17 protein-coding genes are annotated in these 17,894 nt (G+C 69.8%); 12 read left to right on the top strand and 5 right to left on the bottom strand.

The features are described from left to right. Positions 1–5: 5 nt before the first annotated feature. The 7 genes from HNR28_RS05575 to efp all read left to right on the top strand — a co-directional run bounded on the left by HNR28_RS05575 (position 6) and on the right by efp (position 8,452). The gene (locus HNR28_RS05575) at positions 6–1,457 is read left to right on the top strand and encodes a bifunctional 2-methylcitrate dehydratase/aconitate hydratase (RefSeq protein WP_151024755.1); all 1,452 of its coding nucleotides are present in this window, start codon (positions 6–8) and stop codon (positions 1,455–1,457) included. Then, positions 1,447–1,746, top strand: a complete 300-nt coding sequence (locus tag HNR28_RS05570) for a GNAT family N-acetyltransferase (RefSeq protein WP_052355835.1) — start codon at positions 1,447–1,449, stop codon at positions 1,744–1,746. The genes HNR28_RS05575 and HNR28_RS05570 overlap by 11 nt, the downstream gene beginning before the upstream one ends. 190 nt (positions 1,747–1,936) lie before the next feature. After that, positions 1,937–2,569 (top strand): OmpW/AlkL family protein, encoded by a 633-nt coding sequence (locus tag HNR28_RS05565; protein WP_043683643.1) that lies wholly within the window; start codon positions 1,937–1,939, stop codon positions 2,567–2,569. A 177-nt stretch (positions 2,570–2,746) separates the two neighbouring features. Beyond that, positions 2,747–5,332 (top strand): bifunctional aconitate hydratase 2/2-methylisocitrate dehydratase, encoded by a 2,586-nt coding sequence (acnB, locus tag HNR28_RS05560; RefSeq protein ID WP_043683645.1) that lies wholly within the window; start codon positions 2,747–2,749, stop codon positions 5,330–5,332. Positions 5,333–5,436: 104 nt separating this feature from the next. Next, on the top strand, positions 5,437–6,639 hold the full coding sequence (locus HNR28_RS05555; RefSeq protein ID WP_043683647.1) for a DUF2863 family protein: 1,203 nt from the start codon (positions 5,437–5,439) through the stop codon (positions 6,637–6,639). A gap of 94 nt (positions 6,640–6,733) precedes the next feature. Next, on the top strand, positions 6,734–7,819 hold the full coding sequence (gene earP, locus HNR28_RS05550; protein WP_184142579.1) for an elongation factor P maturation arginine rhamnosyltransferase EarP: 1,086 nt from the start codon (positions 6,734–6,736) through the stop codon (positions 7,817–7,819). 75 nt (positions 7,820–7,894) lie between these two features. Continuing rightward, positions 7,895–8,452 (top strand): elongation factor P, encoded by a 558-nt coding sequence (efp, locus tag HNR28_RS05545; RefSeq protein ID WP_043683651.1) that lies wholly within the window; start codon positions 7,895–7,897, stop codon positions 8,450–8,452. A 67-nt stretch (positions 8,453–8,519) separates the two neighbouring features. Here the strand turns inward: efp and mdtI are convergent, their stop codons facing one another. Next, the gene (mdtI, locus tag HNR28_RS05540) at positions 8,520–8,849 is read right to left on the bottom strand and encodes a multidrug/spermidine efflux SMR transporter subunit MdtI (protein ID WP_043683654.1); all 330 of its coding nucleotides are present in this window, start codon (positions 8,847–8,849) and stop codon (positions 8,520–8,522) included. A gap of 4 nt (positions 8,850–8,853) precedes the next feature. Further along, on the bottom strand, positions 8,854–9,195 hold the full coding sequence (locus HNR28_RS18315; protein ID WP_151024781.1) for a DMT family transporter: 342 nt from the start codon (positions 9,193–9,195) through the stop codon (positions 8,854–8,856). A gap of 118 nt (positions 9,196–9,313) precedes the next feature. Here HNR28_RS18315 and HNR28_RS05535 point away from each other — a divergent pair, with 118 nt between their 5' ends. Then, positions 9,314–10,189, top strand: coding sequence for a LysR family transcriptional regulator (locus HNR28_RS05535; RefSeq protein ID WP_043683659.1), 876 nt, complete (start codon positions 9,314–9,316; stop codon positions 10,187–10,189). 21 nt (positions 10,190–10,210) lie between these two features. Here the strand turns inward: HNR28_RS05535 and HNR28_RS05530 are convergent, their stop codons facing one another. From HNR28_RS05530 to HNR28_RS05520, 3 genes are all read right to left on the bottom strand, one after another. Beyond that, on the bottom strand, positions 10,211–10,690 hold the full coding sequence (locus tag HNR28_RS05530) for a DUF1178 family protein (RefSeq protein WP_043683662.1): 480 nt from the start codon (positions 10,688–10,690) through the stop codon (positions 10,211–10,213). A 2-nt stretch (positions 10,691–10,692) separates the two neighbouring features. After that, on the bottom strand, positions 10,693–11,322 hold the full coding sequence (locus HNR28_RS05525) for a thermonuclease family protein (RefSeq protein WP_170288470.1): 630 nt from the start codon (positions 11,320–11,322) through the stop codon (positions 10,693–10,695). Between the two features lie 88 nt (positions 11,323–11,410). Beyond that, positions 11,411–13,054: an acyl-CoA dehydrogenase family protein gene (locus tag HNR28_RS05520; RefSeq protein ID WP_244978189.1), complete on the bottom strand. Its 1,644-nt coding sequence runs from the start codon at positions 13,052–13,054 to the stop codon at positions 11,411–11,413. Positions 13,055–13,175: 121 nt separating this feature from the next. Between HNR28_RS05520 and HNR28_RS05515 the strand changes: the two genes are divergently transcribed. From HNR28_RS05515 to HNR28_RS05500, 4 genes are all read left to right on the top strand, one after another. Continuing rightward, complete coding sequence (locus HNR28_RS05515; RefSeq protein ID WP_043683665.1) at positions 13,176–13,547, top strand: DUF423 domain-containing protein; 372 nt, start codon at positions 13,176–13,178, stop codon at positions 13,545–13,547. A gap of 102 nt (positions 13,548–13,649) precedes the next feature. Continuing rightward, positions 13,650–14,690 carry an adenosine deaminase gene (locus HNR28_RS05510; protein WP_151024779.1) on the top strand — a complete coding sequence of 347 codons (1,041 nt, stop codon included), beginning with the start codon at positions 13,650–13,652 and terminating at the stop codon, positions 14,688–14,690. After that, positions 14,690–15,328 (top strand): DNA-3-methyladenine glycosylase, encoded by a 639-nt coding sequence (locus HNR28_RS05505; RefSeq protein WP_084330854.1) that lies wholly within the window; start codon positions 14,690–14,692, stop codon positions 15,326–15,328. Before HNR28_RS05510 ends, HNR28_RS05505 begins: the two co-directional genes overlap by 1 nt. Positions 15,329–15,458: 130 nt before the next feature. Next, positions 15,459–17,855, top strand: coding sequence for a NosR/NirI family protein (locus tag HNR28_RS05500; protein WP_151024778.1), 2,397 nt, complete (start codon positions 15,459–15,461; stop codon positions 17,853–17,855). Positions 17,856–17,894 lie beyond the last annotated feature (39 nt).

Here is a 17,894-nt window from a genome sequence, read left to right as displayed (position 1 = left end):
CATCCATGTCCGCTCCCATTTCCAACGTCCGTCCCCAGCCCGACCAGGTGCTGGTGGACATCGTCGACTACGTCCTCGACTACAAGATCGACAGCGCACTGGCGCTGGAGACCGCCCGCAACTGCCTGATCGACACCCTGGGCTGCGGCCTCGAGGCCCTGGAATACCCGGCCTGCCGCAAGCTCATGGGCCCGATCGTGCCGGGCACCATCGTGCCCCACGGCGCCAAGGTCCCCGGCACGCAGTTCCAGCTGGACCCGGTCCAGGCCGCCTTCAACATCGGCTGCATGATCCGCTGGCTGGACTTCAACGACACCTGGCTGGCCGCCGAATGGGGCCACCCGTCCGACAACCTCGGCGGCATCCTGGCCGTGGCCGACTGGCTGTCGCGCAACGCCGTGGCCGCCGGCAAGCAGCCGCTGACCATGCGCACGGTGCTCGAAGGCATGATCAAGGCGCACGAGATCCAGGGTTGCATCGCGCTGGAGAACTCCTTCAACAAGGTCGGCCTGGACCACGTGGTGCTGGTGAAGGTCGCCTCCACCGCCGTGGTCTCGCAGATGCTCGGCCTGTCGCGCGAGGAAACCATCAACGCCGTGTCGCTGGCCTGGGTGGACGGCCAGAGCCTGCGCACCTACCGCCACGCGCCCAACACCGGCAGCCGCAAGTCCTGGGCGGCGGGCGACGCCACCAGCCGCGCCGTGCGCCTGGCCCTGATGGCCCGCACCGGCGAAATGGGCTATCCCTCGGTGCTGACCGCGCCGGTGTGGGGCTTCTACGACGTGCTGTTCAAGGGCCAGCCCTTCAAGTTCCAGCGCCCCTACGGCAGCTACGTGATGGAGAACGTGCTGTTCAAGATCTCCTTCCCGGCCGAATTCCACTCGCAGACCGCGGTGGAATGCGCCATGCAGATCCACGACAAGCTCAAGTCCCTGGGCAAGACCGACGCCGACATCAGGAAGATCACGATCCGCACGCACGAGGCCTGCATCCGCATCATCGACAAAAAGGGTCCGCTGAACAACCCCGCCGACCGCGACCATTGCATCCAGTACATGGTGGCCGTGCCCATCCTGTTCGGCCGCCTGACCGCCGCCGACTACGAGGACGGCGTGGCCGCCGACCCGCGCATCGACGCGCTGCGCGACAAGATGGTCTGCGTGGAAGACCCGGCCTTCACCGCCGACTACCACGACCCGGACAAGCGCTCCATCGCCAACGCGCTGACGGTCGAATTCACCGACGGCACCAAGCTCGACGAGATCGTCTGCGAATACCCGATCGGCCACAAGCGCCGCCGCAAGGACGGCATCCCGCTGCTGGAAGCCAAGTTCCGCAGGAACCTGGCGCGCCAGTTCCCGGCCCGCCAGCAGCAGCGCATCCTGGACGCCTCGCTGGACCAGGCGACGCTGGAAGCCATGCCGGTGCACGAATACGTGGATCTGTATGTCATCTGACGCCCATCCCGGCCCTGCCCGGGCCATCCGCCACGACGAGGCCGCCCGCCGTTTTGAATGGACGGAGGAAGGCCACGCCTGCGTGCTGGACTACACGCTCGACGGCGCGGTCGCGTCGTTCACGCACACGGGGGTGCCGGCCGCCGTGGGCGGGCGCGGCATCGCCGCCGACCTGGTGCGCTGCGGGCTGGAGACCGCCCGCGCGCGCGGCTGGAAGGTGCGCCCGCTGTGCTCCTACGTGGCGGCGTACATGCGGCGGCATCCGGAATACCAGGATCTCGCCGCCTGAGCGGCCCGGGCGTCGGCCCCGCGCGCCGCGGCGTGCGGGGCCGGCCCGCCCGCGCGGAAGCGGGCGGACGGCGGAAACGCTAATAAAGCAGTGAGAAATGCGGTTTCCTTGATTCTGATTAAGTCTCCGGAATCCGCCTTTCGACACAATACGATCTCCCATAACCACACCATACCTAGGGAGATCCCTCATGGCATTCCGCCTTCGCCACACCGCCCTCGCCTGCGCACTGGCAGCCGGCTCGATCGCCGCCGGCCCCGTTCTGGCCCACGAAGCGGGCGACATCCTGCTGAAGGTCGGCGTCACGCACGTCGAGCCCAAGTCCGACAACGGCACCGTCGCCGGCGGCACCGTCAATCTGGACATCGACGGCAGCACCCGTCCCAGCTTCAGCCTGACCTACATGGCCACGCGCAACATCGGCATCGAACTGCTGGGCGCCTACCCCTTCAAGCACACCATCAACGCCGACGGCATGGGCAAGATCGGCTCGACCCAGCACCTGCCGCCCACCCTCAGCCTGCAATGGCACTTCCTGCCGGACGCCACCTTCCAGCCCTACGTGGGCGTGGGCCTGAACTACACGACCTTCTTCGACACCAAGACCAGCGGCGCGCTGTCCGGCAACGACCTCAGCCTGGACGATTCCTGGGGCGTCGCCGCCCAGGTCGGCGTGGACTACAAGCTCAACGACCGCTGGTTCCTGAACGCCGACCTGCGCTACATCGACATCCGCTCCACCGTCCACCTGAACGGCGCGGACATCGGCAAGACCAAGATCAATCCCTGGGTCGCCACCATCGGGGTCGGCTACCGCTTCTGAGCGACCTGCCGACGCTCCCCGGGGCCGGGCGCCGCCCGGCCCGCATGGAATCCGGAGACACGGAGAACGGACGCTCGGGTCTTTGGTCTTATATCTTATATAAGACTATTGCCTGATGGCCGGGCTTGCCGGTAAAATAGCGCCGTTCTCCAACCCTCTCTCCTGGGGCATCACTCCATGCTGGACTCCTACCGCACCGAAGCCGCCGCCCGCGAGGCGATCGGCATCCCGCCGCTTCCCCTGACGGCCAAGCAGACGGCCGACCTGATCGAACTGCTGAAAAACCCGCCCGCCGGCGAAGCCGAATTCCTGCTGGACCTGTTCACGCACCGCGTCCCCGCCGGTGTGGACGATGCCGCCCAGGTCAAGGCGTCCTACCTGGCCGCCGTCGCGCTGGGCAAGGAGTCCTGCCCCCTGATCGACGCCCGCCGCGCCACCGAGCTGCTGGGCACCATGCTGGGCGGCTTCAACATCAGCGCCCTGATCGAGCTGCTGGACCACGCCGACCTGGCGCCGGTCGCCGCCGAGGGCCTGAAGAAGACCCTGCTGGTCTTCGACGCCTTCCACGACATCGAGGAAAAGGCCAAGGCCGGCAACGTCCACGCCCAGGCCGTGCTGCAGAGCTGGGCCGACGCCGAATGGTTCACCAGCCGTCCCGAAGTCCCGCAGAGCATGACCCTGACCGTGTTCAAGGTCACCGGCGAGACCAACACCGACGACCTGTCGCCCGCCCCCGACGCCTGGAGCCGCCCCGACATCCCGCTGCACGCGCTGGCCATGCTGAAGAACCCGCGCGACGGCATCGTGCCCGACGCCCCCGGCCAGGTCGGCCCGATCAAGCTGCTGAACGAGCTCAAGGCCAAGGGCCACCTGGTCGCCTACGTCGGCGATGTGGTCGGCACCGGCTCCTCGCGCAAGTCGGCCACCAACTCCGTCATCTGGCATACCGGCGAGGACATCCCCTTCGTGCCCAACAAGCGCTTCGGCGGCGTCTGTCTGGGGGGCAAGATCGCCCCGATCTTCTACAACACCATGGAAGACTCCGGCGCGCTGCCCATCGAGCTGGACGTGTCCGCCATGAACATGGGCGACGTCATCGAACTGCGCCCCTACGAAGGCAAGGCCCTGAAGAACGGCCAGGTGATCTCCGAATTCCAGTTGAAGTCCGACGTGCTGCTGGACGAAGTGCGCGCCGGCGGCCGCATTCCGCTGATCATCGGCCGCGGCCTGACGGCCAAGGCCCGCGCCGCGCTGGGCCTGCCGCCCACGACCCTGTTCCGCCTGCCCGAGGCCCCGGCCGACAGCGGCAAGGGCTATTCCCTGGCGCAGAAGCTGGTCGGCCGCGCCTGCGGCCTGCCCGAAGGCCAGGGCGTGCGCCCCGGCACCTACTGCGAGCCGCGCATGACCTCGGTCGGCAGCCAGGACACCACCGGCCCCATGACCCGCGACGAACTGAAGGATCTCGCCTGCGTGGGCTTCTCGGCCGACCTGGTGATGCAGTCCTTCTGCCACACCGCCGCCTATCCCAAGCCCGTGGACGTCAAGACCCACCACGAACTGCCCGCCTTCATCAGCACGCGCGGCGGCGTGGCGCTGCGCCCGGGCGACGGCATCATCCACTCCTGGCTGAACCGCATGCTGCTGCCCGACACGGTCGGCACCGGCGGCGACTCGCACACCCGCTTCCCCATCGGCATCAGCTTCCCGGCCGGCTCCGGCCTGGTCGCCTTCGCCGCGGCCACCGGCGTGATGCCGCTGGACATGCCCGAATCCGTGCTGGTGCGCTTCAAGGGCGAAATGCAGCCCGGCGTCACGCTGCGCGACCTGGTCAACGCGATCCCGCTGTACGCGATCAAGCAGGGCCTGCTGACGGTCGAAAAGAAGGGCAAGAAGAACATCTTCTCCGGCCGCATCCTCGAAATCGAAGGGCTGCCCGACCTGAAGATCGAACAGGCCTTCGAGCTGTCCGACGCCTCGGCCGAGCGCTCCGCCGCCGCCTGCACCGTGCGCCTGAACAAGGAGCCGATCATCGAATACCTGAACAGCAACATCACGCTGCTCAAGTGGATGATCGCCAACGGCTACCAGGACGCCCGCACGCTGGCGCGCCGCATCAAGAACATGGAAGCCTGGCTGGCCAACCCGCAGCTGGTCGAGCCCGACGCCGACGCCGAATACGCGGCGGTGATCGACATCGACCTGGCCGACATCAAGGAACCCATCGTGGCCTGCCCGAACGACCCGGACGACGTCAAGACGCTGTCCGACGTGGCCGGCACGGCCATCGACGAGGTCTTCATCGGCAGCTGCATGACCAACATCGGCCATTTCCGCGCCGCCGCCACGCTGCTCAAGGGCAAGCGCGACCTGCCCTCCAAGCTCTGGGTCGCCCCGCCCACCAAGATGGACGCCGGCGAGCTGACCAAGGAAGGCCACTACGGCACCTTCGGCACGGCCGGCGCGCGCATGGAAATGCCGGGCTGCTCGCTGTGCATGGGCAACCAGGCCCAGGTGCGCGAAGGCGCCACGGTGTTCTCCACCAGCACGCGCAACTTCCCCAACCGCCTGGGCAAGAACTCCAACGTGTTCCTGGGCTCGGCCGAAATGGCGGCGATCTGCTCCGGCCTGGGCCGCATCCCCACCCGCGAGGAATACCTCGAGGCCATGGGTCTGCTGGCCAAGGACAGCGAAACCATCTACCGCTACATGAACTTCGACCAGATCGAGGACTTCACGGCGGTGGCCAGCACGGTCGAGGCCTGATCCGCGCATTGCAGGCATCGCACGCACGAACCCGGGGCCTCGGTCCCGGGTTTTTTTCATTTCAGTGCAGGTACACTAGGGTCTGCTCTGTTTACCGATCCACCATGCCCCCTCGTTCCCGTTCCTCGTCCCTGTCGCGCACGTCGCAAACCCTGATTTCCCTGGCCGAGGCGCTGTCGCGCTCCGGCAGCCACCTGGAAGACGTCTACTGGGAAGGCCGTCTGGGCGAAGCCCTGGACAAGGCCCTGGGCGCGCGCCACGGCCGCGCCGTGGAATCCGCCCTGGACGTCCTGCTGGAGCAGCGTTCGGCCGCCTATGAAATCCTGGTCGAACTGGCCGAAGCCCGTTCCGAATCGCTGATGCCCGGGCCCGACGGCCAGGACTGCGACACGCTGCTGATCTCGGCGCCGGTCCTGGCCTGGTCCCGCTACCGGCTGCCCCCCGGCCGGCTGGACGCGGCCCAGTCGCAGGCGCTCGAAACCCTGCTGGCCGAAACCGTGCTGGGGCCCGAGGCCCGCGTCGCCCTGCTGCCGTCGCTGGTCCGCTTCGACCGCCTGCCGCAGTCCTTCCAGGAAACCCGCGGCTGGACCCAGGCGCTGGCGCAGCGCGCCCTGGGACTGCGCCGCGACGGCCCCGCGCTGCGCGACGCCGAGGCCCCGGAAGACCTGCTCGCCGATGTGTTCTTCCTGGTCGGCGCGGTGGTGGTGCCGCGCGGCGGCGCCGTGTTCCAGTGGCAATCCCCCCTGCCCGCCGAAGCCCCCGACCAGGAAGCCGTCACCCGGCGCTGGGCCGAGGGCTGCGCGCGCATCCTGGAGCCCGTCTTCACCGGCTGCCAGCTCGAATACCTGCGCCCGGAGGCCTACTACACCAGCACCCGCCAGGCCGACCAGGGCATCCGCCCCCTGACGCTGAAGGCAGCCGCCACCTGGCTGCAGACCGCCGCCCGCATCCCGGGCACGGACCTGCGCGCCGCGCTGGTCGCCTGCGGCGAGCAGTCCGTCGAGGAATACCGCATCGGCTTCTGCACCCGCCAGAGCAACGACGTGATCTACGGCTGCGTCTGGCCCGCGCTCAGCCGCGAGGAATCCCAGCCCGAGCCCGACGCCGAGGGCCAGGTGGACACCTGGGACACGATCGCCGCCCTGCTGCGCGAATGCGGCATCCAGGACATCCGCCGCCTGCCCGGCCTGCAGCCCATGGAGTTCTGCGAGGACTGCGGCACGCCGTACTTCCCCAACATGCTGGGCGACATGCAGCACCCCGAGCTGCCGGAGGAAATCGATCCGGAGCCCGTCCAGTTCCACTAGGGAACCCCTGAACCCGGCCCGCCCTCGGCGCCACGGATCCGCGTGACGGCCGCCGTCATCGCCGCGGCGCGCCCCGCCTGACGCCATGAGCCTCCTGTCTTTCGACCTGTTCTGCCGCGTCGTCGACAACTACGGCGACGCGGGCGTGTGCTGGCGCCTCGCGCGGCGGCTGGCGGCGCTGGGCCAGTCCGTGCGCCTGTGGATCGACCGGCCCGAGGTCCTGGCGCGGCTGCTGCCGGCCCTGGACGCGCAGGCGGACGAACAGGTCCTGGACGGCGTGCGGATCGGCCCCTGGAGCCATGCGGAACACGCCGCGCCGCCGCGCGGCGGCGTGGTGGTCGAGGCCTTCGCCTGCGCCCTGCCGCCCGCCTACGAGGCCGCCATGGCCGGGCGGGACTGCCTCTGGATCAACCTGGAATACCTCAGCGCCGAATCCTGGGTGGAAGGCTGCCACGGCCTGCCTTCGCCGCAGGCCAACGGCGTGCCGAAATTCTTTTTCTTTCCCGGCTTCACGCCGGCCACCGGCGGGCTGCTGCGCGAACCGGGCCTGCTGGCGCGGCGCGACGCGGAGCAGGCGCGCGACCGCGGCCCGCGCCTGCGGGCCCTGACCGGGCTGGCGGCGGCGCCGCCCGCCGATGCCCTGTGCGTGCTGCTGTTCTGCTATCCCGATGCGCCGCTGGCCGGCCTGGGCGCGGCGCTGGCGGACCTGGACCGGCCCGTCTGGCTGCTGGTCCCCGGCGGCGCGCCGCCGGCCGCGCTGCGCGGCCAGGGCGGCCTGCGCGTCGTGCCCGTCCCCTTCGTGCCGCAGTCCCGCTTCGACGAACTGCTGTGGTGCTGCGACCTGAATTTCGTGCGCGGCGAGGATTCCCTGGTCCGGGCGACCTGGGCCGGCGCGCCCCTGGTGTGGCAGATCTACCGCCAGGCGCAGGACGCCCACCTCGACAAGCTGGAGGCCTGGCTCGCCCGCACCCGCTGGCCCGCCCCCGCCGCCGCGCTGATCCGCGCCTGGAACCGGCCGGACGACCGGGCCGTGGCCGAAACGCTGCCGGCCGCCCTGCGCGAGCCGGCCTGGACCCGCTGGCGGGCGCGCAGCCGCGCCTGGTGCGCCGAACTGGCTGGACAACCCGATCTGGGTCAAGATTTGCTGGATTTTTGCCTGCGGCGTCACCAAACGCGCTAGAATGTACAGTTAACTTTTTCAGCATTGCCTCGGAATGCGTTTTGGCACGGGGCACACATCCCCGGAGTTTTCCCCATGAAAATCGCACAGGAACTGCGCGTTGGCAACGTCGTCATGGTCGGCAGCGATCCCCTCGTCGTCCAGAAGGCCGAATACAACAAGTCCGGCCGCAACGCCGCCGTCGTCAAGCTCAAGTTCAAGAACCTGCTCACCGGCAGCGCCAGCGAATCCGTCTACAAGGCCGACGAAAAATTCGAGCAGGTCGTGCTCGAGCACAAGGAATGCACCTATTCCTACTTCGCCGATCCGATGTACGTCTTCATGGACGAGGAATACAACCAGCACGAAGTCGAAGCCGACAGCATGGGCGACGCGCTGAACTACCTCGAAGAAGGCATGACGGTCGAAGTCGTGTTCTACGACGGCCGCGCGATCTCGGTGGAACTGCCCACCATCATCGTGCGCGAGATCACCTACACCGAACCCGCCGTCAAGGGCGACACGTCCGGCAAGGTCCTCAAGCCCGCCAAGATCAACACCGGCTACGAACTGTCCGTGCCGCTGTTCTGCAACATCGGCGACAAGATCGAGATCGACACCCGCACCAACGAATACCGCAGCCGGGTGATGTGATCCCCGCGCAGCGCGCATGAAAAAACCGGGCTCAGGCCCGGTTTTTTCATGCCGTCCGGTTCCCCTGCTACGACAGCTCGAGCAGCAGGACGCCCGATACGATGGCGCAGACTCCCAGCCAGCCGACGCGGCCGAGCCGCTGCCGGAACAGCGCCCGGCCGGCGAACGCGGTCAGCACGATGCCCATGCCGCCCCACAGCGCATAGGCGACGGACAGGTCGATGCCCCTGACCGCCTGGGACAGCGAGGTGAACGAGGCCAGGATGCAGAAGATCCCCAAGGCGCCGGCGGTGCGCCGGCGAAAGCCGTCGGAATATTTGACGAAGACGTTGGCGGCGACCTCCAGGACGATGGCGGCGGCCATGAAGGCGTAATGCACGAGCTCGGCGTTGCGCATGGCGTCATTCCCCCTGCGCCTCGGGCGCGCCGATGCTGACCAGGACGACGCCGACGAGCAGCGCCGCCAGGCCGAGCGCCTTGGCCGGACCCAGGTCTTCGCCGAAATAGCGCAGGCCGATGAAGGTGACGCAGGCGAGGCCGAGCGTTTCCCAGGCGGCATAGGCCAGGGCGATGGGCAGGCGCCTGACGGCCAGCGCCAGGAAATAGAACGACAGCCCGATCAGGGCATACATGAACAGGAACGGGGCAAGGGCGCCGGAATCGGCCACGCGCTTCATGAGCGTCACGCCGGATACTTCGACCGCGACGGCCGCCAGCAGGTACGGCCAAGGGCGCAATGTCATGGTGGCCTTCTTTCAGAAAAGGGTTTTCAGGATCGAGCCAAGTCGATACCCTTATTTTCCACCTGCATTCTGGATTCAAAAAGTTTGAATCCATCTATTTATTTGATAGCATCCTGGCATGCAATGGAATCTCGAGCAATTGCGCCAGTTCGTCGCCACCGTGGAACACGGCTCCATCAGCGCCGCGGCCCGCCGGCTGGGCAAGGCGCAATCGGCCGTGAGCACGGCCATCGGCCTGCTGGAAGCCGATCTGGGCGTGGCGCTTTTCGATCGCGCGAAGCATCGGGCCACCTTGTCCGATGCGGGCCGGGTACTGCTGCTGGAAGCCCGCGAAGTGCTGCGGCAGGCGCAGGCGCTGGACCAGCGCGCCCGATCGCTGGCCGCGGGCGACGAACCCAGGCTGGCGCTGGCCCTGGACGAGGCCTTGCCCTATACGGCGATCCGCGCCCTGCTGCGCGAGCTCTCCGGCCGCTTTCCCGACCTGGAACTGACGCTGCTCAACGGCACCGCCACCGAAGTGGCGGACTATGTCGGCCAGGCGCGCGCCGACGCCGCGTTCCAGTTCGACCGGGGACCGCTGCGGGACGGCTTCGATCAACGCCGCATCGGGACGCTCGCCCAGGGAATCTTCGTGGCCAGCGGCCATCCCCTGGCGGAAAAACCGGCCGTCAGGCGCGAGGACCTGGCCCGCTACCGCCAGCTCGTGATGCGCGCCGAGGATGTCGAGGAAATCATCTACAGCCCGAAGGTCTGGCGTTCGGACAGCTTCTATACCATCGCGGAGATGGTCGCCGACGATCTCGGCTGGGCCACCCTGCCGATCAACGTCGCCGCGTACGACGGCTATCCCAAGCCTTTGCGCCAGGTTTGCTGCCCGTCGCTGGCCCTGCCCCTGTTCTCGATCCGCATGATCTGGCCGCAAGGGCGGGAACTGGGCGCGGCGGCGCGCTGGGCCGGGCAGCGTTTCGCGGAACTGATGCGCGCGTGGGCCTGACGGCCCCGCCATCGCCCGCGCCTACTGCAGGCGGTCGTCGTCCAGGATGTCGGGGATCGGCATGATGGAAATGCCTTCCTCGACCAGCTCGCGGCATTCCTCGGCCGAGGCCGTGCCGCGGATGGGGCGTTCCTCGATCTCGCCGCTGTGCATGCGGCGGGCCTCGTCGGCGAAGCGGGCGCCGACGTCGTCGGTCTGGCGCACGATGCGGCGGATCTGGCGCAGGACTTCGGCCTGCAGGCGGGCCATCTGGTCGCCGGACGGCGCCGCGACCGCCGCCCGCGCCTGGGGCGCGGATTCGGCGCGCGGGGCCGGCTCTGCGCGCAGGTGGCTGACGTTCAGATGCGGCGCCGAGACCCGGCGCGTGATCTGGCCGCTGTGACAGACGGGACAGCGCACCAGCCCCCGGGCCAACTGGTCCTGGTAGCTGTCCTGGGACGAGAACCAGCCTTCAAAGACATGGTCATGCTCGCACGAGAGGTCGAATACTTTGAGTGCCATGGTCAGCAGATGGAGGTGGGGCGGCCGTTTTCAAGGGCGTCCCAGCATTGCCAGCGCCAGTCCCAGGGGGCGACGGCTCCGGCCTGGCGCCACAGGCCCAGGCGCCGCTCGCGCGCCCGGCGTTCCAGATCCGCGATGGCCTCGTCGCGAAGGTACTTGCCGCCGCCCTGCCGGTTGGCCCAGGCCAGGCCGGCCTCGACCATGGCGCGGTTGGCGGTGCGGCCGTCGGCCAGCGGCACGTCGCAGACGTCGCGCTCGTAGCGGTCCTGCTCGAAGCAATGCAGCGTGAGCGTGCGGCCGGCCACCAGCTCGGCCAGGGCCTTGCGGGCGGCCTGGCCGAACGGCTGGCCGGGCCGCCGGCGGCCATGGCCGGTTTCGGGGGCGTCGATGCTGGCCAGCCGCACCCGATGGCGCGTGCGGCCCGCCAGCAGCGTCAGGGTGTCGCCGTCGGACACGTCCACGACCCGGCCGGACAGGGCATAAGGCTCGCCCGCCTGCGCCGCCGGGGCTGGCACGGCCAGGAACAGCACGGCGGCCAGCAGCGCCGGCGGGGCGGCACGGGCGCAGACGCCCGGCGGAGCCGCGCGGCCGGGCCGGGCGCGGCGCGAGAAGAAAAAACGGCAGATCGGCATGGGGGAGCGAGGACGGATCGAGGACGGATCGAGGAGAGGCCTCCGCGGGACGCGCGGCCGCTGCCGGCCATTGTAATGGGGCCGCCCGTCACTCCGGCCAGGCCCGCCGCAGCAGGGCGTCCGTGGCCAGCGCCACCGGCCGCACGCCGAACGCATCGCCGCCGGGCGCGCCCAGGCGGCTGTCCACGAAGGCCCGCGACAGCGCCTCCGGCGCATGGCGCAGCAGCAGGTCGGCCTGGACCAGCAGCACCAGATCGCGGGCGATCATCCGGCCCATCGCCTGCTGCTCCTCGGCGCCGAGCGCCAGGGCCGCCAGCAGGCGGTCGGCCGCGGCCCGCAGGGCCGGCTCGCCCGCATGGGCGCGCGCCAGCCCGTCCACCGTCTGGGCGGCAAGCTGGGGCTCCTGGCGGGCGGCGCGCAGCACGTCCAGGCACATGACGTTGCCCGAGCCTTCCCAGATGGAATTGACCGGGGCCTCGCGGTACAGGCGCGCCATGGGGCCGTCCTCGACGTAGCCGTTGCCGCCCCAGACCTCCATGCATTCGGCCGTGACGTCGATGGCGCGCTTGCAGACCCAGAACTTCGCCGCCGGCGTCAGCAGGCGGCGCAGCGCCTGTTCGGCCGGCTGGTCGGCGCGGTCGAAGGCGCCCGCCAGGCGCAGCGCCAGGGCGGTGGCGGCCTCGCTTTCCAGGACCAGGTCCGCCAGCACCTGCCGCATCAGCGGCTGGTCGATCAGCAGGCGGCCGAAGGCGCGCCGATGGCGGGCATGGTGGATACCCTGGACCAGCGCCTGGCGCATCAGCGCCGCGCTGCCCAGCACGCAGTCCAGGCGGGTGTAGGAAGCCATTTCCACCAGGGTGGCGATGCCCCGGCCCGGCTCGCCGATCCGGCGCGCCAGCGCGTCCTCGAACTCGACCTCGGCGCTGGCGTTGGAGCGGTTGCCCAGCTTGTCCTTGAGGCGCAGGATGCGCACCGGATTGCGGCGGCCGCCGTCCAGCCAGCGGGGCATGTAGAAGCAGGAATGGCCGTCGCCGTCGCGCGCCAGCACCAGGTGTGCATCCGACATGGGCGAGGAGAAGAACCACTTGTGGCCCGTCAGGCGGAACCAGCCCCCGCCCTGCGGCTCGGCGCGGCTGAGGTTGGCGCGCAGGTCCGAGCCGCCCTGGCGCTCGGTCATGCCCATGCCGATCATCATCGCGCGCTTCTGCGCCAGCGGGCGGTCGTGCGCGTCGTATTCGCGGCTGGCGAGCAGCGGCCGGACCGTGGCGAACCAGGATTCGCGCGCCAGCAGCGGAATCGCGGCGCTGGTCATGGTCACCGGGCACAGGGAACCGGCCTCGACCTGGCCGTGCATCAGGTAGTGCGCCGCGCGGGCGACGTGGGCGCCCGGCCCCGGCTCGGTCCAGGCGGCTCCGTGCATGCCCTGGGCGAAGGCCAGCGACAGGAATTCGGTCCAGCCGGGATGAAAATCCACCACGTCGATGCGCACGCCCCGGCGGTCGTAGGCCCGCAGCGCCGGCCCCTGGCGGTTGACCTCGGTCGCCAGCCGCGCCAGGTCGGCGCGCCCCAGCCGGGCGCCCCAGGTTTCCAGCTCGGCCTCGCGGCCGCCGGCGCCTTCGCGGCGCACGCCCGCGACCAGGGCCTCGTCGGTGAGATACAGATTGCAATCGGGCAGGTCCGGCACCTGGTTGTCGGCCCCGGGCGCCGACTGCGCCATGTCTTCGCGATCCATGTTCGTGTCCTCCGGCCGCGCGCACGTCCCCGACGCGCTCGACCCCAGTCTACCCGCGATTCCCTGCGGCGGACAGGTCGCGCGGATACAATCGATCCGTCCTTCATCCCGGAGACCCGACGTGACTCCCCGTTTCCTGATCCTGTGCGGCGCCCTGGTCCTGGCGCTGGGCGTGGCGGCCGGCGCCTTCGGTGCGCACGGGCTGAAACGCCTGGTCGCCCCCGAACTGCTGGAGGTCTGGCGCACGGCCGCCCACTACCAGCTGATCCACGGCGCCGGGCTGCTGCTGGTGGCGGCCCTGGCGCCGCGCCTGGCGCCCGCCCCGGCCGCCTGGGCGGGCGGCCTGATGCTGGCCGGCCTGATCGTCTTCAGCGGCAGCCTGTACGCGATGGTGCTGACGGGCGCGCGCGCCCTGGGCGCCATCACGCCGGTGGGCGGGCTGCTGATGATCCTGTCCTGGCTAACGCTCGCCTGGGCGGCTTACATGAAATGATCCCTGCGGATCATTTCATGCCGATCGAATCCGAGCGCCTTGCAAGCCGCGAGGTGGCCCCCCGCCTATAATGGAGGCCTGCCTAGCACGACTGGAATCCCGATGGCCGCCTCTCCCGATCACGAATGGCGCGACTGGCTGCGCGCCCTGCCCAAGGCCGAACTGCACCTGCACATCGAAGGCACGCTCGAACCGGAACTGATGTTCGAGCTGGCCCGCCGCAACGGCATCGCCCTGCCCTACGCCGACGTCCAGGCCGTGCGCGATGCCTACCGCTTCACCGACCTGCAGTCCTTCCTCGACGTGTACTACGCCGGCGCCGGCGTGCTCGTCACCGAGCGGGATTTCTACGAACTGGCCATGGCCTACCTGCGCCGCGCCCAGGCCGACGGGGTCGTCCACGCGGAACTGATGTTCGACCCGCAGACCCACACCGCGCGCGGCGTCGCGCTGGAGACCGTGTTCGCCGGCCTGGCGCGCGCCCTGCGCGAGGCCCGCGGCGGCCTGGGCATCAGCGGCTACCTGCTGCTCAGCTTCCTGCGCCACCTGTCCGAGGACGAGGCCTTCGCCACGCTGGAGGCCGCCCTGCCGCTGCGCGAAGCCTATGGCGACCTGTGGATCGGCATCGGCCTGGACTCGTCCGAACGCGGCAACCCGCCGGAAAAATTCGCCCGGGTCTACGCCCGCTGCGCGGCGCTGGGCTTTCGCCTGGTGGCCCACGCGGGCGAGGAAGGCCCGCCCGACTACGTGCGCGGCGCGCTGGACACGCTCAAGGTCGCCCGCATCGACCACGGCGTGCGCAGCAGCGAGGATCCCGCACTGGTGCAGGAGCTGGTCCGGCGCCGCGTGCCCCTGACGGTCTGCCCGCTGTCGAACCTGAAGCTGGGCGTGGTGCGCGACCTGCGCGACCACAACCTCGCCAAGCTGCTGCGGGCGGGCGCCATCGTGACCCTCAATTCCGACGACCCGGCCTATTTCGGCGGCTACCTGCTGGACAACTACATCGCCAGCGCCGAAGCCCTGGACCTGGCGCGCGACGAGCTCGTCACCCTGGCCGCCAACAGCCTGAAGGCCTCGTTCCTGCCGCACACCGAACAGGCCCCGCTGCTGGACCGGCTGTGGGCCGCGGCGGGCCGCAGCTGATGGCCGCAACCGCCCCGCTGTCCAGGCTCGTCACGCCGGCGGATCCGCTCCAGGGCGACTGCCGGCGGCTCGACCGCGCCTTCTACGACCGCCCCGTCGAAACCGTCGCCCGCGACCTGCTGGGGCGCCTGCTGGTGCACGCCACGCCGGCCGGTCCGCGGATCGGCCGCATCGTCGAAGTGGAAGCCTACCTCGGCCCCGGCGACCTGGCGGCCCACACCGCGCGCGGCCGCACGGCGCGCACCCGGGCCATGTTCGGGCCGCCGGGCCACGCCTACGTCTACCTGATCTACGGCATGCACCACTGCATGAACGTGGTCACCGGCCCCGAAGGCAGCGGCACGGCCGTGCTGCTGCGGGCCCTGGCGCCCGTCCTGGGGCTGGACGCCTCCACCAGTGGCCCCGGCCGGCTGTGCCGCGCCATGGGCGTCACCCGCGACCACTACGGCATCGACCTGTGCGGCGACACGCTGTGGCTCGCGCGGGACGACGCCCCGCCGCCCGCCGAGATCGCCGCCGGCCCGCGCATCGGCGTGGACTACGCGGGCGAATGGGCGGCCAAGCCGCTGCGCTTCTTCGTGCCGGGCCATCCGGCCGTCAGCCGCGCGCCGAAGAAAACCGGCCCGACCGCCGCCTGAACGGCGGCGCAAGGCCCGCGGGGCCGCATATTCAGCCGCGTTTAAGATTTCCTTGATCCGGCGCAAGACCAGGGTTAACCCGCACGGCTAGGATGGTGACATTCCTCAGCCACCCATCCCGTCCCCCTTCATGCGCCGCTTCGCCCTCCCCCGACAGTCCCGCTTCGCCAGCCTGCTCTGGATCGCCTCCCTGCTCCTGCTGTGGGCCTGTCTGATCGCCCCGCCGGCCGGGGCGGCCTCCACCCCCCAGGCGGGCGGCGCGCAGCAGGCCTACAAGTTCGGCCAGAGCGGCACGCCCCTGGGCGCCGGTCCCCGGCTGGGCGCCTTCCTGAAGAACATGCGGCCCGCCGACATCTTTCCCGGCGCGGACCGCATCGGGCCGCCGGAGGGCAAGCCCGCCGTGGCCCGCGCCTACGCGGGCGACAAGATGCTCGGCTACGTCTACCTGACCACCGACATCGTCAACACCCGGGGCTATTCCAGCAAGCCCATCGACGTCCTCGTGGGCCTGTCGCAGGACGGCGAGATCGTCGGCGCCAGGCTGGTCGAGCACCACGAGCCCATCGTGCTGATCGGCATCCCGGAATCCAAGGTCCAGGCCTTCATCGACGGCTACGTCGGCAAGAACTACGTCAAGGAGCCCCCGCGCCCGGGCGCCCCGCCGCCCGTGGACATCATCAGCGGCGCCACCGTCACCCTGATGGTCATCGGCGACAGCCTGACCCGCTCGGTGCTGGCCGTGGCCCGGCACTACGGCATCGGCCGGGAAGGCCCGGCCCAGGTCGCCGCCGCCGAGCACCGCGTCCTCGACATGGCGCAGACCGGCACGCAATCCTGGGACGCCCTGCTGCAGTCCGGCGCCGTCGGGCACCTGCGCCTGACCGTGGCCGACGTCAACAAGGCCTTCGAGGAGACCGGCCGCCAGGGCGCCATCGAGCACCCGGAGCCCGGCGACCCCGAGGACACCTTCATCGACCTGTACGCCGCCCTGGTCAGCGCGCCGGCCATCGGCCGCAGCCTGCTGGGCGAGGCCGAGTACGGCTATCTGCGCGACCGCCTCGCGCCCGGCCAGCAGGCCATCCTGATCGCCGGCAACGGCTATTCCTTCAAGGGCTCGGGCTACGTGCGCGGCGGCGTGTTCGACCGCATCGAGATCATCCAGGAAGAAAACAGCTTCCGCTTCACCGACCTGGACCACCAGCGGCTCGCCGACCTGATGGCGGCGGGCGCCCCCGGCTTCCGCGAAGTGGCGCTGTTCACCGTCCCCACCGACGCCGCCTTCGACCCGGTCGAGCCGTGGCGCCTGCAGCTCACCGTGCAGCGCGTGGTCAGCGTGAAGGAAAAGGCCTTCACGGCCTTCGTGCTGAACTACGACCTGCCCAAGGTCTACACCCAGGTCGAGGCCCCGGCCGCGCAGGCCGCGGCGGCGGATGGCGGCGCGGCCGCGAGCGCAGCCGGTGGCGCGGCCGCGGGGCCGGCCGCCCCGGACGCGCAGCAGGACGAGGGCGCGGGCGCGGAAGAAGCCGCCCCGGCGCTGTGGAAGCAGATCTGGCTCGCCAAGACCGTGCAGATCGCCATCGTCTCGATCGCGCTGCTGACCCTGATCGCGGTGTTCTTCTTCCAGAACCAGATCGTCAAGCACGAGGTCTTCTACAAGCGCTTCCGCACGGTGTTCCTGATCTTCACGCTGTTCTGGATCGGCTGGTACGCCCAGGCGCAGCTCTCGGTGGTGAACGTGCTCACCTTCACCACGTCGCTGCGCACGGACTTCAGCTGGGAATACTTCCTGATGGACCCGATCGTGTTCATCCTGTGGATCGCCACGGCGATGTCCCTGATCTTCTGGAACCGCGGCGCGTTCTGCGGCTGGCTGTGCCCCTTCGGCGCCCTGCAGGAACTGACCAACCAGGTCGCCAAAAAGCTGCACGTGCCGCAGATCAAGGTGCCGCACGGCCTGAACACCCGCCTGGCCGGCCTGAAATACCTGATCTTCCTGATCCTGTTCGGCATCTCGCTGTACGAGCTGGGCACGGCGGAAAAATTCGCCGAGGTCGAGCCCTTCAAGACCGCGATCATCCTCAAGTTCGTGCGCGACTGGCCGTTCGTGATCTTCGCCGCCGTGCTGCTGCTGGCCGGGCTGTTCATCGAGCGCTTCTACTGCCGCTACCTGTGCCCGCTGGGCGCGGCCCTGGCCATCCCCGCGCGGCTGCGCATCTTCGACTGGCTGCGCCGCTACAAGACCTGCGGCAACCCCTGCCAGCTGTGCGCCGTGGACTGCCCGGTGCAGGCCATCAATCCGGAAGGCGACATCAACCCGAACGAATGCATCCAGTGCCTGAACTGCCAGCAGCTCTACCACAACGAGAAGCGCTGCCCGCACCTGATCCAGAAGAACGCCAAGCTCAAGCGCCACAAGGCGCCGCCGCCCGACGCCGGCATCCCCGGCGAGGTCGTCGCCAGCCGCAAGCCGACCGTGCGTCCACGCGATCCGTCCGCCGAGCCGCAACCCATTTCGTCGAACCCATAGCGCCCACCCCCGGCGATCCCGCCGGAACGCTATGCCTGC

It is taken from the genome of Castellaniella defragrans (genome assembly GCF_014203015.1).
Lineage (GTDB): Bacteria > Pseudomonadota > Gammaproteobacteria > Burkholderiales > Burkholderiaceae_B > Castellaniella > Castellaniella defragrans.
The sequence above is the reverse complement of the archived record's forward strand: the minus strand, read 5'-3'. Positions and strand labels throughout refer to the sequence as shown.

Bases quoted from the DNA above. Each gene is read 5' to 3' on its own strand.
- HNR28_RS18315 (WP_151024781.1), bottom strand. From the start codon at position 9,195: ATGACATTGCGCCCTTGGCCGTACCTGCTGGCGGCCGTCGCGGTCGAA.
- acnB (WP_043683645.1), top strand. From the start codon at position 2,747: ATGCTGGACTCCTACCGCACCGAAGCCGCCGCCCGCGAGGCGATCGGC.
- HNR28_RS05570 (WP_052355835.1), top strand. From the start codon at position 1,447: ATGTCATCTGACGCCCATCCCGGCCCTGCCCGGGCCATCCGCCACGAC.
- HNR28_RS05565 (WP_043683643.1), top strand. From the start codon at position 1,937: ATGGCATTCCGCCTTCGCCACACCGCCCTCGCCTGCGCACTGGCAGCC.
- HNR28_RS05525 (WP_170288470.1), bottom strand. From the start codon at position 11,322: ATGCCGATCTGCCGTTTTTTCTTCTCGCGCCGCGCCCGGCCCGGCCGC.
- HNR28_RS05555 (WP_043683647.1), top strand. From the start codon at position 5,437: ATGCCCCCTCGTTCCCGTTCCTCGTCCCTGTCGCGCACGTCGCAAACC.
- HNR28_RS05500 (WP_151024778.1), top strand. From the start codon at position 15,459: ATGCGCCGCTTCGCCCTCCCCCGACAGTCCCGCTTCGCCAGCCTGCTC.
- HNR28_RS05510 (WP_151024779.1), top strand. From the start codon at position 13,650: ATGGCCGCCTCTCCCGATCACGAATGGCGCGACTGGCTGCGCGCCCTG.
- HNR28_RS05535 (WP_043683659.1), top strand. From the start codon at position 9,314: ATGCAATGGAATCTCGAGCAATTGCGCCAGTTCGTCGCCACCGTGGAA.
- HNR28_RS05530 (WP_043683662.1), bottom strand. From the start codon at position 10,690: ATGGCACTCAAAGTATTCGACCTCTCGTGCGAGCATGACCATGTCTTT.
- HNR28_RS05520 (WP_244978189.1), bottom strand. From the start codon at position 13,054: ATGGATCGCGAAGACATGGCGCAGTCGGCGCCCGGGGCCGACAACCAG.
- HNR28_RS05505 (WP_084330854.1), top strand. From the start codon at position 14,690: ATGGCCGCAACCGCCCCGCTGTCCAGGCTCGTCACGCCGGCGGATCCG.
- mdtI (WP_043683654.1), bottom strand. From the start codon at position 8,849: ATGCGCAACGCCGAGCTCGTGCATTACGCCTTCATGGCCGCCGCCATC.
- HNR28_RS05575 (WP_151024755.1), top strand. From the start codon at position 6: ATGTCCGCTCCCATTTCCAACGTCCGTCCCCAGCCCGACCAGGTGCTG.
- efp (WP_043683651.1), top strand. From the start codon at position 7,895: ATGAAAATCGCACAGGAACTGCGCGTTGGCAACGTCGTCATGGTCGGC.